The following is a 15,430-nucleotide window of genomic DNA, read 5'->3' on the forward strand; positions in this document are numbered from 1 at the left end:
GTCTTCAGACGGTCGGTTCGACCTCGACGCCGTAGCCGGCCCACAGCGACCGGTCCTTCAGGGTTTCCAGCAGGAAGGCGTGGTGCGCAGCCGCCTCGGCCTCGGTCAGTCGCGACCCCAAAGGCCGCGGGCGTGGCGTATAGTCACCGATTGACACATCCGTCGTCGCGACTTGGGCGGCGGTCCGGGCCGAGAGGTCCAGCCGCCGCTCCTTGCCGCCCTTGAGCTCCAGATAGACTTCGGCCAGCAGCCGGGCGTCGATCAGGGCGCCGTGCAGCGTCCGCTCGGTCAGGGACACCTTGAACCGCTTGCACAGCGCGTCCAGCGAGTTCGCCATGCCGGGAAACCGCTTCTGGGCCAGGGCCAGGGTGTCGATCCATCGGCTCTGTTCGATCAAGGCATGGCCGCAGAGGCTGCATTCGTGATCGATGAAGGCGCGGTCGAAGTTGGCGTTGTGGGCGATCACCGGAGCGTCGCCGATGAAGTCCATCAGATCAGCGACGATCTCCCTGAACTTGGGCGCATCCTTCACCTTGTCGTCGGTGATGCCGTGGACCTTGATCGCGCCTTCGGGGATCGACCGCTCCGGATTGACGAAGCGATGGAAAGTCCGGCCGGTCGGCAGCAGATCCTCGATCTCGATGCAGCCGACCTCGATCAGACGGTCGCCGGTCTTGGGGTCGAAGCCGGTGGTTTCGGTGTCGAGGACGATCTCGCGAGCCATGACCGCTTAATGGAGGTGTTCGGTCGCTAGCGAAAGAGTCCGGCGCGGCGGTATCCACTCCGGAGCCAGGACCGTCCTCACGATTTCGGTGACCTGGGCACGCGCGGCGTCCATCCCGCCGGAGGTGTCGATGATGAAATCGGCGCGGCGGCGTTTCTCGACGTCTGGCGTCTGGCGCGCCAGGATGGCCTCGAACCGTTCGATGGTCATGCCGGAGCGAGCCAGAACCCGCCTTCGCTGGGTTTCTGCGTCCGCGGTAACGACGACCACCGCGTCCACGGCCCGATCGCCGCCAGTTTCGAACAGAAGCGGGATGTCGAGAACGGCCAGCCTGACCCCCGCAGCCCGGGCCGCTTCCAGATCCGCGACCCGACCGGCAGCGACCAGAGGGTGCACGATGGTTTCCAGACGCCGAAACGCCGTCTCGTCGCGCCCCAGCGCCTCGGCCAGACGCGCGCGATCCACGGCACCGTCGACCACCACGCCCGGGAAAGCCTCGCCGACCGGCCCGACCGCCGCCCCGCCCGGCGCATAGAGCGCGTGAACGGCGTCGTCGGCGTTCCAGACCACAGCGCCATGCTCGGCGAACATCGCCGTCGTCGTCGATTTGCCCATGCCGATGGAGCCCGTGAGACCGAGCAGGATCACCCCGCCTCTCCCAGATGGGCCAGCAGTAGGGGCCGGGGATCGATCGCGGGGGATTCAACGTCGAACAGGACCCGAAACGACGGCCCCGCCTGACCGATGAGCATGGCCAGACCATCGACCGTGGTCAGGCCTGCCGCTTTGGCCGCTTTCAGGAAAGGTGTCTCAACCGGGCGATAGCTCATGTCCATCACCACGGTGCCTGGCTGAAAGCGGGCGGGGTCGAGCTGCGGTGTGGCGCTCAGGGCATTGACCACCAGCTGTGCGCCCTCGAAGGCGCTGTCTGGATCGGCGGACTGGACGCCCAGGCCGATGTCAGCCGCCAGAGCCTCGGCGCGTTCACGGGTGCGGTTGACGATCCGGACACGAGCCCCCGCAACGGCCAGCGCGGCCACGGCCGCCCGCGCGGCTCCACCGGCCCCGAGCATGACCACCGGCGCGCCGTTCAGATCCAGACCAGGCGCCTGGTCTTTCAAGGCCCAGAGCAGGCCCTCGCCGTCGGCGCTGTCGGCCTCGACCTCACCGTCACGGAACCTCAGGATGTTCGCCGATCCACTGGCGCGTGCAGTGTCGGTGGCCGCGTCGGCCAGGGCGAACGCCTGCTCCTTGAACGGCGCGGTCACGTTGACGCCCGCTATAAGCCCCGCCCGTCCCGCCTCGACCAGGGTCGCGAACCCGTCCGCGTCGCGGGGTGCGAAGGCCGCATAGGCCGCATCCAGCCCCAGTGCCTCGATCCAGGCGTTGTGGATAATCGGGCTGAGCGAATGGGCCACCGGATTGCCGACGATGCCCGCAACCCGGACGGCTCCGGTGATCCGGCTCATATCTCGAGGACCCCAACGCGACGCAGTTCCGCCAGCACGGGCCACAGCGGCATGCCGAGCACGGTGAAGTAATCGCCCTCGACCCGGTCGAACAGCTGGCTGCCCATGCCCTCCAATCGATAGGCCCCGACGGACGCCAGCACCGGCTCGCCCTCGGCCGCCAGATAGACGTCCAGAAAGGCGTCGGAGAAGTCCCGCATCGCCATCCGCGCCGTGTCGACGCCGGACCAGACCACCTGACCGTCCCGGGCCAGCGCCACGCCGGAATGAAGCTGGTGCTCGCGGCCCCGCATGACCCTCAGACGATTCCGTGCGGCCTCCAGACTGGGGGCCTTGGAGATCAGACCGCCATCGAAGGCCAGGGTCTGGTCCGATCCCAGAACCCAGGCGCCGGGTCGACGAGCCGACACCGCCAACGCCTTGGCCTTGGCCAGTTCGACGGCCAGGGCGCCCGGGTCTTCCGATGCGAAAGCCGCCTTGATCGCGGGCTCATCCACCCCGGCATCCTCAGCTTCGAAAGGCACGCCCGCGCCCGCCAGCATCGCCCGGCGGGCCGCGCTCCGCGACGCCAGGATCAGGCGCTCACTCACCAACTACCCCCCATCTGCCTGCTGCGTCGCTCGTTCAACAAGTTGAGCACCGCCGCCGCCGTCTCCTCGACCGAGCGGCGGGTCACATCGATGGTCGGCCAGCCCCGCCGTTCGAAGGCGCGACGGGCCTTGATCGTCTCTTCGCGCACGGCGTCAGGCTCGACATAGGCCGAAGCGTGGTTGGCGTTGAGCCCGTCCAGACGATTGCGCCGGATCTGAACCAGGCGGTCGGGCGACACCGTCAGACCCACGATCAGGGGATTTTTCAACCCGACCAGCCGCTCCCCATCCTCCTGTCCCGGCACTAGGGGCACATTGGCTGCTCGCACGCCCCGGTGGGCCAGGTAGATGCAGGTCGGGGTCTTGGACGTCCGGCTGACGCCGACCAGCACGACATCAGCGCCTTCCAGCTGTTCGGCCGTGCCCTGGCCGTCGTCATGGGCCATAGCGAAGTCCAAGGCCCCGATGCGGTTGAAGTAGTCGTGATCGAGCGCGTGCTGGGCACCGACGCGGGTCGACAGCGCCGCCCCCAGATACCGCGACAGGGCCCCGACCAGCGGGTCGAGCGCCCCGATCTGTGGCATGTCCAAGGTTCGGCAGCCCTCCTCTAGCTGGGCGCGCAGGTCGCGGTCGACGATGGTGTGCAAAACCACGCCGGGCGCAGACGCCACCTCGGCCAGCACGCGCTCCATCTGCTTGTCCGATCGCACGAGCGCATAGATGTGTTCGATGGGGATGACGCCATCGAAGCGGGCCGTCACCGCCTTGGCCATGGCGTTCAGCGTCTCGCCCGTCGAGTCCGATACCAGGTGCACATGAAAGTAGGTGGCCAGGCGCGAGGCCCCGGCGGGGCGCGGGGGGCTCATGCGGATCGTCCGGGGACAGGGAGGGCGGCGACGGTGCGAATGGCGAGAAATCCTGTGGACGACCCGGGGCGCCGACCGGCCGGGCCGGGGCACCGATGTCTATAGCCGCGCCGGGATGCGGAGGCGAGCCGGGACGGATTCGGACAGCGCTGCCGATCCGGGTCCGGATCATCCCCACGCAGGGACCCCATCACGGATCGGCTGGGGAAATCCTTAACGAAGGGTAAACGGCGCCCAGACTAAAAGCCGGCTTGAACCTGACGGCAGGGCCCGCGCGTTAACGCCTCGTTAAGACTTGTCCCCGTTTTCGACAGGCCGTCACACAGCCTTCATCTTGTCCCGAAGCCGCAGCGGAGAAGCCTTTCGGGGTGCCGCCAAAGGCCGGATTGATCCCCGCCATCCCGCCTCCTGCTGACTTCCACCATTCCTTTTCAAATCTTGATCAGGTGAAGGGAAGGAGCGTGGGCTTGAGAGGACGGCGTTCGACCCGTAAAGCCGATCCATGAGCACCACGCCTTCGCTGATCCGTGTCCTTCGGGGCGAGACCCTTGACCGCCCGCCCGTCTGGTTCATGCGCCAGGCCGGCCGTTATCTGCCCGAGTATCGCAAGCTGCGGTCTGAGGCGCCGGACTTCATCGCCTTCTGCCTGAATCCGGAGATGGCGGCGGAAGCGACGCTTCAGCCCATGCGACGCTTCGGCTTCGACGCCGCGATTGTCTTCGCTGACATCCTGCTGATCCCCCAGGCCCTGGGCCAGAAGGTCTGGTTCGAGACCGGAGAGGGCCCGCGTTTGGGCGCGTTGCCGTCGGTCGAGCACATGCAGGGTCTGGCGGAGGGGGCGGGTCGTGCCCTTTCCGAGGTTGGCGAGAGCCTGGCCCGCGTGCGGGCCGAGCTGGAGCCGCATCGCGCCCTGATCGGCTTTGCCGGCGCGCCCTGGACGGTCGCGACATACATGCTGGACGGCGGCCACGACACCATCGGCAAGGGCGAACGCGCCACGGCCCGCTCTTACGCCTATTCCGAGTCCGAGAAGGTCGACGCGGTTCTGGCCGTCCTGGTCGAGGCGACGGCCCATTATCTGAAGATGCAGGCCGACGCCGGTGCCGATTGCTTGAAAATCTTCGAGAGCTGGGCCGAGGGCCTGCCTGACGATCTGTTCGAACGGCTGGTGCTTAAGCCCCATCAGGCCCTGGTCGCTCGACTGCGCGAGCTCGGCGTCACCGTGCCTCTGATCGGCTTCCCGCGCGGCTCGGCGTTACACGCGGACCGATATGCTCGCGAGGTCGACGTTCAGGGCGTGGCGCTCGACACCGCCTGTTCGCTGGCCAAGGGTCGCGAGGTCCAGACGATCAAGCCGATCCAGGGCGCGCTCGATCCGCTGCTGCTGCGCGTCGGCGGTGCGGCTCTGGACCGCAGGGTGGATGAGCTTGTCGAGGCCTGGGGCTCTGGGCCATGGATCTTCAACCTCGGCCACGGCATCCTGCCGGACGTGCCGATCGCTCACGTCGAGCAGGTGTTGAAGCGGATCGGAGCCCAGTGAGCCCAGCCCAAGGCCCAGGCGGCGGTCGCCGCATCGCCGTCGTCCTGTTCAATCTCGGCGGGCCGGACGACGCCCAGACCGTTCAGCCCTTTCTGTTCAATCTTTTCAACGACCCGGCCATCATCGGCCTGCCGGGCTTCGTACGCACGCCGCTGGCCCGGTTGATCTCCTCGCGGCGCGAAGCCAGCGCCCAGGAAAACTACGCCCAGATGGACGCCAATGGCGGGTCCCCGCTGAAGGCCGAGACGCTCAAGCAGATGGAGGCTCTGGACGCTGCGCTGGCGCGGCTCCTGCCCGGTGACGAGGTCCGGAGCTTTATGGCCATGCGCTACTGGCATCCGCTGACCGAGGAGGCCGCGGCCGACGTCGCCGTCTGGGGTCCGGACGAAGTGGTGCTGCTGCCCCTCTATCCCCAGTTCTCGACCACCACGACGGCGTCGTCGCTCAAGGCCTGGCGTGAGGCCTACGCTGGCTCCGGACGTGTCCGCACCATCTGCTGCTACCCCCGGCTGGACGGCTGGATCGAGGCCCAGGCCCAGGCCGTGCGCGCCAAGCTGGCCGAGGCCGAAGCCGCCCACCCCGGAAAGCCGTTGCGCGTGCTCTTCTCCGCCCACGGCATCCCCGAGAAGCTGGTGACCGGAAAGGGAGATCCCTACCAGGAGCAGGTGGAGGCCACCGTCGCCGCCGTCGCCGCCCGCGCCGAGCTGACCGACTGGGTGCTCTGCTACCAGAGCCGGGTCGGACCTCTGAAATGGCTGGGTCCCTCCACGCCTGACGTGATCGTTCAGGCCGGGCGTGACGGCGTCGGCGTGGTCGTGACCCCCATCGCCTTCGTCTCCGAGCACATCGAGACCCTGGTCGAGCTCGACATCGAATATGGCGAACTGGCGCACGAGGCGGGGGTCCACCCCTATCTGCGCGCCCCGACCGTCAGCGTCATGGCCCCCTTCATCGACGGCCTGGCGGGGGCCGTCGCCGAAAGCCTTCACCGCACCGGTACGGCCCCGGCTGGCCCCGGCTGTCAGGGCCGGTGGAAGGCCTGTCCGTGCCAGGCGGAACGCCGCGCGGCCTGAGGAGAGGGCGGATGGATTGGTACAATCTGGCGCGCGGGCTGCACATCCTGGCGGTGATCGCCTGGATGGCCGGTCTTCTGTTCCTGCCCCGGCTCTACGCCTATGACGCCGAACAGGCCGACAAGCCGGACGCCGTGCGCGACGGCATGCGCGAGCAGCTGCGGCTGTGGCAGACCCGGCTGCTGAAGATCATCCTCAACCCCGCCATGATCGTGGCCCTTGTGGTCGGCCTTTGGCTTATCCATCTGCGGGGCGCGGTGATCCTGACCCAGCCGTGGATCTGGCTGAAGCTGGTCGGGGTCTTCCTCCTGCTCGGCTGGCACGGCTTCCTGGTGGCGGAGCGGAAACGCATCCTCGCCGGGACCTCGACCCGGACGTCGAAGTTCTGGCGCATGACCAATGAGGTGCCGTTCGTGCTGGCCGTCCTGATGGTCCTGTCCGTCACCCTGGAATGGGCCTTTTGAGCCGCGACGCTTGACCCGAACCCTTGGTTCGTGGTTCCGCTGACCCTGAGGCGCATTCCGGTGCGCTGCCCTTCTCTCCGCGCCGACCGATCGCTGGCCCCTTCTTGATGAAGCGGGCGCCGCCTTCGGACCCGTCGCCCTCCCATCCGGCCGCAAGGCCAGCACCTTCAGCCCGCCCGCTCCGCCGCTCGCGCGCCGGACGTCCGGCGGCGCGCATTCGAGCCTTCCCATGTCCGACACCCACGACACCGACGCCAACGCCCCCGAAGCCGAAGAAGCCGTTCTGGCCGAAACCGGCGAGGCCGACGGCATGAACGACGCCGACGCCGCCGCCGATCTGGGCGACGAGGCCGAAGAGGAGGGCGATCCTGTCGTTCCGTCGGGCCGGATCACGCTCGAGGAGCTGAACGCCAAGACCCCGGCCGATCTGGTCGCCTTCGCCGAGCAGCTGGAGGTCGAGAACGCCTCCAACCTGCGCAAGCAGGACCTCCTGTTCGCCATCCTCAAGGCCCTGGCCGAGGAAGAAGTCGAGATCATCGCCGACGGCGTGCTGGAAATCCTGCCCGACGGTTTCGGCTTCCTGCGCAGCCCGGACGCCAATTATCTTCCGGGTCCGGACGATATCTATGTGTCGCCGTCCCAGATCCGCCGCTTTGGCCTGCGCTCGGGCGACACCATCCACGGGGCTGTCCGCGCCCCGCGCGAGGGCGAACGCTACTTCGCCCTGCTGAAGGTCGACACGATCAATCTGGAAGACCCCGAAGCGGTCAAGACCAAGGTCCTGTTCGACAACCTGACCCCGCTCTATCCCGAGGAGCGGCTGCACATGGAAATCCAGGACCCGACCCTGAAGGACCGCTCGGGCCGGGTCATCGACATCGTCGCCCCGCTGGGCAAGGGGCAGCGCTGCCTGATCGTGGCCCCGCCGCGCGTCGGCAAGACGGTGATGCTGCAGAACATCGCCAAGTCCATCGAGGCCAACCACCCCGAGGTCTTCCTCATCGTCCTGCTGATCGACGAGCGTCCCGAGGAAGTCACCGACATGCAGCGTACGGTGAAGGGCGAGGTCGTGGCCTCCACTTTCGACGAACCCGCCACCCGCCACGTCGCCGTCGCCGAGATGGTGATCGAAAAGGCCAAGCGCCTGGTCGAGCACAAAAAGGATGTGGTGATCCTGCTGGACTCCATCACCCGCCTTGGCCGCGCCTATAACGCGACCGTGCCGTCGTCCGGCAAAGTGCTGACCGGCGGCGTGGACGCCAACGCCCTTCAGCGGCCCAAGCGCTTCTTCGGCGCGGCGCGCAACGTGGAACAGGGCGGCAGCTTGACCATCATCGCCACGGCCCTGATCGACACCGGCAGCCGCATGGATGAGGTGATCTTCGAAGAGTTCAAGGGCACCGGTAACTCGGAAATCGTGCTGGACCGTAAGGTGGCCGACAAGCGCATCTTCCCGGCCATCGACGTGCTGAAGTCGGGCACCCGAAAGGAAGACCTGATCACCCCGAAGGATCAGCTGACCAAGACCTATGTGCTGCGCCGCATTCTGAACCCCATGGGCCCGCAGGACGCCATCGAGTTCCTGCTCGACAAGCTGCGCCAGTCCAAGAACAACGCGGACTTCTTCCAATCGATGAACACCTGAGGCTGGGAGCCTGGCCGGGCTTCATGGCATCAGCAGCGTCGATCCCACGGTCTTGCGTCCCGCCAGCGCCTCGTGCGCCTGGCGGACCTGATCGAGCGGGAAGGTCTGGCCGATTTCGATCTTCACCGCTCCCGAGCGGATGACCGCGAACAGCGCCTCGGCCGACTCATCGAGCTCCTCGGGCGTCGCGACATAGTCGAACAGCGTCGGCCGGGTCATGAACAGCGAGCCGGCACGCGACAGCCGCAGCGGTTCGAGCGGCGGAACAGGCCCCGACGCGTTGCCGTAGGTCACGAACATCCCCCGTCGCCGCAGGCTGTTCAGCGAGACGTCCAACGTCGCGGTCCCGACGGAATCATAGACCACGGCGACCCCTTCACCGGCAGTAATCTCGCGGACCCGGGCGGTGACGTCCTCGCCGTCGTAGAGGATGACGTGGTCGCAGCCGTGGGCTCTGGCCATCTCTACCTTGGCCTCCGAACCCACAGTCCCGATGACGGTCGCGCCCAGGCTATGCGCCCACTGGCTTAGAATCAGACCGACCCCACCGGCGGCTGCGTGGACAAGGATCGCATCGCCCTGTTTCACGTGAAACACGCGCCGGACGAGATACTCGGCCGTCATGCCCTTCAGCATCGCCGCGGCCGCTGTGTCGAAGTCGATGTCTTCAGGCAGGTGGACGGCGCGGTTCTGATGGACAATGTGCGCTTCGGCGTAGGCACCGGGCGGGCCATTGGCGTAGGCGATGCGGTCGCCGACGGCGAAGCGGGTGACACCCTCACCCACGGCCTCGACCACCCCCGCCGCTTCGAGCCCCAGTCCGGTTGGATAGGTGAGGGGGTAGAGACCGTCTCTTTGGTAGATGTCGATGAAGTTCAGGCCGATGGCGTGATGGCGCACCCGGACCTCGCCCGGCCCCGGCTGCGGGACTGCGATCGTCGCGATCTGCAGGACCTCCAGCCCGCCGGCGCGGTCGAGGCGGACGGCGCGCATCGTGGCGTCGGGCATGGCGGGTTCCTTTCCGGGGCCGGATCGGCCTATGAGATCGATCCGAGAGGTTGGAGCGCCATGATGAAATTCAAGGTCGAGGCCGAGTGCACGCCGGAGGAGGCCCGTGCTTTCCTGGGTCTGCCGGACGTCACCCCGCTGAACGAGCGCCTGGTCGCCGAGATGCAGGCCCGCATGGAGGCCAACATCACCGCCATGCAACCCGAGGAGCTGATGAAGTCCTGGACCGCCTTCGGCCTTCAGGCCCAGGACCAGTTCCGCCAGATGATGCAGGCGGTGGTGAAGCCGTGATTCAGACGGTCCTCCCTCGTCGGGGGAGGTGGATGCTGTTTGCAGCGAAGCAGGCGGAGGGGGGCCGACCCAGCCTCCGGCGTGCGCGGTATGCCCCCTCCACCGCTTCGCGGTTCCCCGCACCCAATGGGGGAGGATTGCCGTGAGCACCACCATCTTCGCCCTCGCCACGCCGCCCGGCCGCGGAGCGGTGGCGATCATCCGCCTGTCGGGCCCGGAGACTGACCGCGCGCTTGAAGCCCTCGGCGCGGGCGGCCTGAAGCCTCGCCTCGCCAACCTTCGCACGCTCCGACACAACGGGATGATCCTCGACCAGGCCCTGCTCCTGCGTTTCGTCTCGCCTCACAGCTACACTGGCGAGAACGCGGCCGAATTCCACCTCCACGGCGGTCGCGCTGTCGTGGAGGCTGTTTCACGTGCCTTGATTGACCTTGGCCTGTCGCCTGCCGAGCCCGGCGAGTTCACACGCCGCGCCTTCCAGAACGGCCGGATGGACCTCGCTCAGGCCGAGGCCGTCGCCGATTTGGTCGACGCCGAGACTTCAGCCCAGGCGGCGCAGGCGCTGGGTCAGCTGGAGGGGGCGCTCTCCCAGACCTACGCTGGCTTCCGCCGCGATCTGCTGACGGCGCAGGCGCTGGTCGAGGCGGAGATCGACTTTCCCGACGAGGACGTCCCCGACAACCTCGCCCGTTCCGCCGGGCCGGTTCTGGACAAGCTGCTGTCGGACCTGCGTGCCGCCCTGGCCGACGCCGACCGGGGTCAGCGGGTGAGGGAGGGCTACCGCATCGTCCTGATCGGCGAGACCAACGCCGGCAAATCGGCGCTGTTCAACGCCCTGGTCCGGCGCGAGGCCGCCATCGTGACCCCGATCGCCGGCACCACGAGAGACGTGCTCGACGCCGATCTGATCATCGGCGGCTATGCGGTCACCCTGTCCGATACCGCCGGGTTGCGCGACAGCGACGATCCCGTCGAGGCCGAGGGTGTCCGCCGGGCGAGGGCACGCGCCGAGGCGGCCGACCTGCGTCTGTGGGTCCGCGCCCTCGGAGACCCGCAGGGTCCTGCGGCTGCCTACGTCCGACCCGACGACCTGAGCGTCTGGACCAAAGCCGATCTCGGAGACATCGCGCCGCCGGACGGCTTCGCCGTCAGCGCCGTGACCGGGCAGGGAATCGGGGCGCTGCACGACGCGCTCGCCGAGCGCCTGGCGCGAGACCTGTCCGGCGCGGACTTCCCGGCGGTGACGCGCGAACGCCATCGACGGCGGCTATCCGAAGCCGCCCAGGCGGTCGAGGCGGCGCGAGGGCATCTGATCGTTGCGCCGGAGCTGGCGGGAGACGACCTGCGCCGGGCGGCTGAGGCCTTGTCTCGAGTCACCGGCGAGATCGGCGTAGAGGATGTGCTCGGCGAGGTGTTCGCCACCTTCTGTATCGGAAAGTGACGCCGCGCTGTTTCACGTGAAACACGCGCTCTGAAGCAGCGAGCCTCCGCGAGGCGAGCAGTAGCGCACAAACACGGCCCGAGGTGGCGTTTCCGACCCATCTCGACTATGTCCCGCCTCCCATGATCTCCTTCGACGTCATCGTCATCGGCGGCGGACACGCCGGCTGTGAGGCCGCGGCGGCCTCGGCGCGCTTCGGCGCGCGCACCCTGCTGCTGACCCAGAAGCTGGAGACCATCGGCGAAATGTCCTGCAACCCGGCCATCGGCGGCCTGGGCAAAGGCCATCTGGTCCGTGAGATCGACGCCCTGGATGGCCTGATGGGTCGGCTGGCCGATGTGTCCGGCATCCAGTTCCGGATGCTTAACCGCTCCAAGGGCGCGGCGGTGCGGGGGCCGCGCAGCCAGATCGATCGTCGCCTGTACCGTGAGGCCATGCAGGCCGAGCTCGCGGTGACGCCGAACCTGACCCTCATGGCCGGAATGGCCGAGGCTCTGATCCTTGATGGCGACCGCGTCGTCGGCGTGGCGACGGGCGAAGGGGTCGAACTGCGCGCCGGCGCGGTCGTGTTGACGACCGGCACCTTCTTGAACGGCGTGATCCATCGCGGCGAGGAGCGCATCCCGGCAGGCCGCCACGGTGAAGCGCCGTCCACCGGGCTCGCGGCCGACCTGTATGGCGCAGATCTGACCATGGGGCGGCTGAAGACCGGCACGCCCGCGCGGCTGGACGGCCGCACCATCGCCTGGGACCGGCTGGAGATGCAGGAGGCGGACGAGACGCCCGTCCCCTTCAGCTTCCTGACCGACCGCATCACCGTGCCCCAGATCGCCTGCGGCATCACCGCGACGACGGAAGAGACCCATCGGATCATCGCCGAAAATCTCGGCGAGAGCGCCGTCTACGGCGGCCGGCTGACCGGGCGGGGGCCCCGCTACTGCCCCTCGATAGAGGACAAGGTGGTGCGCTTTGCCGACAAGACCTCGCATCAGGTCTTCCTGGAACCCGAAGGTCTGGACGATCCGACCGTCTATCCGAACGGGATTTCCACCTCGGTCTCGCCCGAGACCCAGATGGCCTTCCTGCGCACCATGCCGGGGCTGGAGGCGGTCGAGGTGTTCCGCTTCGGCTATGCGATCGAGTATGACTACGTCGATCCGCGCGAGCTGACTCCGACGCTGGAGGTGAAGCGTCGGCCCGGGCTTTACCTCGCCGGCCAGATCAACGGTACGACCGGCTATGAGGAAGCGGGCGCTCAAGGATTGATCGCCGGGCTGAATGCCGCCCGCGCCGCGGCCGGATCGCCGGAAATCGTTCTGGGGCGGGATCAGGCCTACATCGGGGTGATGATCGACGATCTGGTCACGCGCGGTGTGACCGAGCCCTACCGCATGTTCACCAGCCGGGCGGAGTATCGGTTGACTCTCCGCGCCGACAATGCCGATCAACGGTTGACCCAGCTCGGCGCCGAGGCGGGCGTGGTCGGCTCCGACCGCCGGGCCGCGTTCGAAGCCAAGGCTGGGGCGCTCGCCGCCGCGACCACGCTGGCGCGCGAGACCCGTTTCACGCCCAAGGAAGCTCAGGCGCTCGGGATCACGGTCAACCCGGACGGTCAGCGGCGGTCGATCCGTGATCTGTTGGCCTATCCGGGCGTCGACTTGAGGGTGTTCGAGGCTGCCCACCCGGCCATCCGCGACTGGTCACCCGCCATCCGCGAGCAGGTCGAGATCGACGCGGGCTATGCCGGATATCTGGATCGTCAGGCCGCCGACGCCGAGGCGTTGCGGCGCGAGGAGACGCTGAGCCTGCCCGTGGATCTGGACTATGCGGCGATCGGCAGCCTGTCGAACGAGGTGCGGGAGAAGCTGGATCGCGTTCGCCCCCGCACGCTCGGACAGGCCGCGCGGATCGAAGGCGTGACGCCGGGCGCCCTGACGGCGCTTCTGGCCCACGTGAAACGCTCACCCGTCGCGGCCTGATGACGGCTGAAGAATTCCAGCGGCTGACCCAAGCCGCGCCTGAGCGCATGGCGGAGCTTGAGAGCTTCCTTAGTCGTCTGACCGAAGCCAATGCGGTGATGAACCTGGTCGGCCCGGATAGCTTGCCCGACTTCTGGAATCGCCACGCCTGGGACTCGGCCCAGTTGCTGGACCTCGCGCCCGGCGCGCGGACGTGGGCCGATCTCGGCGCGGGCGCAGGTTTCCCCGGACTGGTGCTCGCTATCCTGCTCAAGGACCGACCCGACCGTCACGTCTGGCTGATCGACTCGCTCCAGAAACGTTGCCGATTCCTGCAAACCGTTGTGGACGAGCTGTCGCTTCCTGCAACGGTGATCTGGGGTCGGGCCGAGCAGCAGGCAGTCAAGGTCGACGTTGTCACCGCGCGAGCGGTCGCCCCGATGGACAAGCTTCTGGGTTATGCACAGCCCTATCTGCAGCGCGGTGTACAAGGTCTGTTTCTGAAGGGAGAGAAGGCCGAGCTCGAGTTGCGGGAGGCGGCCAAGGTCTGGCAAGTGGAGGCTGACCTCTCCGTCTCGCGCAGCGATCCGCGCGGCCGCATCGTCACCGTCCGGAGCCTGAAACGCCGTGGCTAGTTCCAGCCGTCCCGCCCGCGTCCTCGCTGTCTCCAACCAAAAGGGCGGGGTGGGCAAGACCACGACCGCCATCAACCTGGGCACGGCGCTCGCCGCCATCGGCGAGCGGGTGCTGATCGTGGACATGGACCCCCAGGGCAATGCGTCCACGGGTCTGGGTGTTCCACGTGAAACACGCCGCATCACCATCTACGATGTCATCGTCGACGGCCGGTCCGTGGATGACGCGGCCGTACCCACGGCGGTTCCGGGTCTGGACATCATCCCCGCCGACGCCGACATGTCCGGCGTGGAGATTGAGCTGAGCCAGGCGGACCGGCGCTCCTATCGCCTGCGCGACGCCTTGGCCGCGCAGGGGCAGGGCGGTAGCGCCCAGTATGACTACGTCCTGATCGATTGCCCGCCGTCTCTGAACCTGCTGACGCTCAACGCCATGGCGGCGGCGGACGGCGTTCTGGTCCCTCTGCAGTGCGAGTTCTTCGCTCTCGAAGGGTTGACGCAGTTGATGAAGACCATCGAGATGGTCCGTCAATCATTGAATCCCAGTCTCGAGATCCAGGGCCTGGTCCTGACCATGTTCGATCGCCGAAACGCCCTCTCCGGTCAGGTCGCGGCCGACGTCCGCGCCCACTTCGGCGACAAGGTCTATGAGGCGGTGATCCCCCGGAACGTGCGGGTTTCCGAGGCGCCTTCCTTTGGCAAGCCCGTCCTGATCTACGACCTGAAATGCACCGGCAGCCAGGCCTATCTGCGACTGGCCAAGGAAGTCGTGGGGCGCGAACGTCGGCGCCTTGCTGCCTGATAAACGAACGGAAACAACGACTTGTCTGAACGTCAAAGAGGTCTGGGTCGCGGTCTGTCGGCGCTGCTGGGCGATGCTGCGACCGAAGCCGCGCCGGTCACGCCCGGCCAACCTCTGCCTTCCGGGGTGCAACTGGCACCCATCGAGAGCCTGAAGCCCAATCCGGATCAGCCGCGCAAGGTCTTCCGGCCCGAGGACCTGTCGGAGCTGACCCAGTCGATCCGCGACAAAGGTGTTCTGCAGCCGATCCTCGTTCGCGCCCAGCCGGGTGAGGACGGCGTCTGGCAGATCATCGCCGGCGAACGTCGCTGGCGCGCGGCCCAAGCCGCCCGGCTGCCCGAGGTCCCGATCATCGTGCGCCAGATGGACGACCTGGAGGTGCTCGAGGTCGCCATCATCGAGAACGTCCAGCGGGCCGACCTCAATCCGCTGGAAGAGGCCCAGGCCTATGCGTCGCTGATGGAGCGGTTTGGCCGAACGCAGGACGCGGTCGCCGGCATCGTCGGAAAGTCGAGGAGCCACGTCGCGAACACTTTGCGCCTCACCTACCTGACGCCGCGCGCCAAGGAACTGGTCAGCGATGGTGTGCTCTCCGCAGGACACGCACGGGCTTTGCTGACCGCAAGGGACCCCGACGCCTTGGCCGAGAAGATCGTGCTGGAGGGACTGAACGTCCGCCAGACCGAGGCCCTGGCCCGCAAGTCACAGGGCGCAGAGACCAAGCCGCGGACAAAAACCGTTTCGACCATCTCGCCCGACACGGCTGCGCTGGAGCAGGATCTCGCCGACGCTCTCGGGCTGAAGGTGGTCCTGAGCGATCGGGGCGGGAAGGGTGAGCTCACACTGTCCTATGCCAATCTGGAACAGCTGGACGATCTGTGCCGCCGATTGATGCGCGGCTGACGGCGCAGGTGTGCTAGCTTG

16 protein-coding genes are annotated in these 15,430 nt (G+C 67.6%); 10 read left to right on the forward strand and 6 right to left on the reverse strand.

The annotated features are described in order from the left end of the window. Positions 1–4 precede the first annotated feature (4 nt). From dnaQ to IP78_RS00495, 5 genes are read right to left on the reverse strand one after another with little or no spacing between them, the layout of a single operon-like run. Positions 5–724: a DNA polymerase III subunit epsilon gene (dnaQ, locus tag IP78_RS00475; RefSeq protein WP_054109751.1), complete on the reverse strand. Its 720-nt coding sequence runs from the start codon at positions 722–724 to the stop codon at positions 5–7. Positions 725–730: 6 nt separating this feature from the next. Further along, positions 731–1,372, reverse strand: coding sequence for a dephospho-CoA kinase (gene coaE, locus IP78_RS00480; protein ID WP_054109752.1), 642 nt, complete (start codon positions 1,370–1,372; stop codon positions 731–733). Next, positions 1,369–2,193, reverse strand: coding sequence for a shikimate dehydrogenase (locus IP78_RS00485; protein WP_054109753.1), 825 nt, complete (start codon positions 2,191–2,193; stop codon positions 1,369–1,371). Before IP78_RS00485 ends, coaE begins: the two co-directional genes overlap by 4 nt. Beyond that, a complete protein-coding gene (locus IP78_RS00490) occupies positions 2,190–2,783 on the reverse strand; it encodes a nucleoside triphosphate pyrophosphatase (RefSeq protein WP_082384767.1) in 594 nt (197 codons plus the stop codon). The genes IP78_RS00485 and IP78_RS00490 overlap by 4 nt, the downstream gene beginning before the upstream one ends. Then, complete coding sequence (locus IP78_RS00495) at positions 2,780–3,649, reverse strand: pyruvate, water dikinase regulatory protein (RefSeq protein WP_054109754.1); 870 nt, start codon at positions 3,647–3,649, stop codon at positions 2,780–2,782. Before IP78_RS00495 ends, IP78_RS00490 begins: the two co-directional genes overlap by 4 nt. Before the next feature lie 502 nt (positions 3,650–4,151). Between IP78_RS00495 and hemE the strand changes: the two genes are divergently transcribed. The 4 genes from hemE to rho all read left to right on the forward strand — a co-directional run bounded on the left by hemE (position 4,152) and on the right by rho (position 8,371). Then, a complete protein-coding gene (gene hemE, locus IP78_RS00500; protein WP_054109755.1) occupies positions 4,152–5,189 on the forward strand; it encodes a uroporphyrinogen decarboxylase in 1,038 nt (345 codons plus the stop codon). Beyond that, positions 5,186–6,262: a ferrochelatase gene (hemH, locus tag IP78_RS00505; protein WP_054109756.1), complete on the forward strand. Its 1,077-nt coding sequence runs from the start codon at positions 5,186–5,188 to the stop codon at positions 6,260–6,262. The genes hemE and hemH overlap by 4 nt, the downstream gene beginning before the upstream one ends. Before the next feature lie 11 nt (positions 6,263–6,273). Next, a complete protein-coding gene (locus tag IP78_RS00510; RefSeq protein WP_054109757.1) occupies positions 6,274–6,726 on the forward strand; it encodes a CopD family protein in 453 nt (150 codons plus the stop codon). A gap of 229 nt (positions 6,727–6,955) precedes the next feature. Next, positions 6,956–8,371, forward strand: a complete 1,416-nt coding sequence (rho, locus tag IP78_RS00515; RefSeq protein WP_054109758.1) for a transcription termination factor Rho — start codon at positions 6,956–6,958, stop codon at positions 8,369–8,371. Between the two features lie 21 nt (positions 8,372–8,392). Here rho and IP78_RS00520 read toward each other — a convergent pair whose 3' ends face one another. Continuing rightward, a complete protein-coding gene (locus IP78_RS00520) occupies positions 8,393–9,364 on the reverse strand; it encodes a quinone oxidoreductase (protein ID WP_054109800.1) in 972 nt (323 codons plus the stop codon). Positions 9,365–9,442: 78 nt separating this feature from the next. Here IP78_RS00520 and IP78_RS00525 point away from each other — a divergent pair, with 78 nt between their 5' ends. The 6 genes from IP78_RS00525 to IP78_RS00550 all read left to right on the forward strand — a co-directional run bounded on the left by IP78_RS00525 (position 9,443) and on the right by IP78_RS00550 (position 15,409). Then, positions 9,443–9,670, forward strand: a complete 228-nt coding sequence (locus tag IP78_RS00525) for a DUF6489 family protein (protein WP_054109801.1) — start codon at positions 9,443–9,445, stop codon at positions 9,668–9,670. 142 nt (positions 9,671–9,812) lie between these two features. After that, entirely contained in the window at positions 9,813–11,111 is a 1,299-nt protein-coding gene (gene mnmE, locus IP78_RS00530) for a tRNA uridine-5-carboxymethylaminomethyl(34) synthesis GTPase MnmE (RefSeq protein WP_054109759.1), read from the forward strand. A gap of 122 nt (positions 11,112–11,233) precedes the next feature. Continuing rightward, complete coding sequence (mnmG, locus tag IP78_RS00535; protein WP_082384772.1) at positions 11,234–13,090, forward strand: tRNA uridine-5-carboxymethylaminomethyl(34) synthesis enzyme MnmG; 1,857 nt, start codon at positions 11,234–11,236, stop codon at positions 13,088–13,090. After that, on the forward strand, positions 13,090–13,704 hold the full coding sequence (gene rsmG, locus IP78_RS00540) for a 16S rRNA (guanine(527)-N(7))-methyltransferase RsmG (RefSeq protein WP_054109761.1): 615 nt from the start codon (positions 13,090–13,092) through the stop codon (positions 13,702–13,704). Before mnmG ends, rsmG begins: the two co-directional genes overlap by 1 nt. After that, the gene (locus tag IP78_RS00545) at positions 13,697–14,506 is read left to right on the forward strand and encodes a ParA family protein (protein WP_054109762.1); all 810 of its coding nucleotides are present in this window, start codon (positions 13,697–13,699) and stop codon (positions 14,504–14,506) included. Before rsmG ends, IP78_RS00545 begins: the two co-directional genes overlap by 8 nt. Before the next feature lie 21 nt (positions 14,507–14,527). Next, positions 14,528–15,409, forward strand: a complete 882-nt coding sequence (locus IP78_RS00550) for a ParB/RepB/Spo0J family partition protein (protein ID WP_054109763.1) — start codon at positions 14,528–14,530, stop codon at positions 15,407–15,409. The last annotated feature ends 21 nt before the right edge of the window (positions 15,410–15,430 follow it).

This window comes from Brevundimonas sp. AAP58 (genome assembly GCF_001295975.1).
Lineage (GTDB): Bacteria > Pseudomonadota > Alphaproteobacteria > Caulobacterales > Caulobacteraceae > Brevundimonas.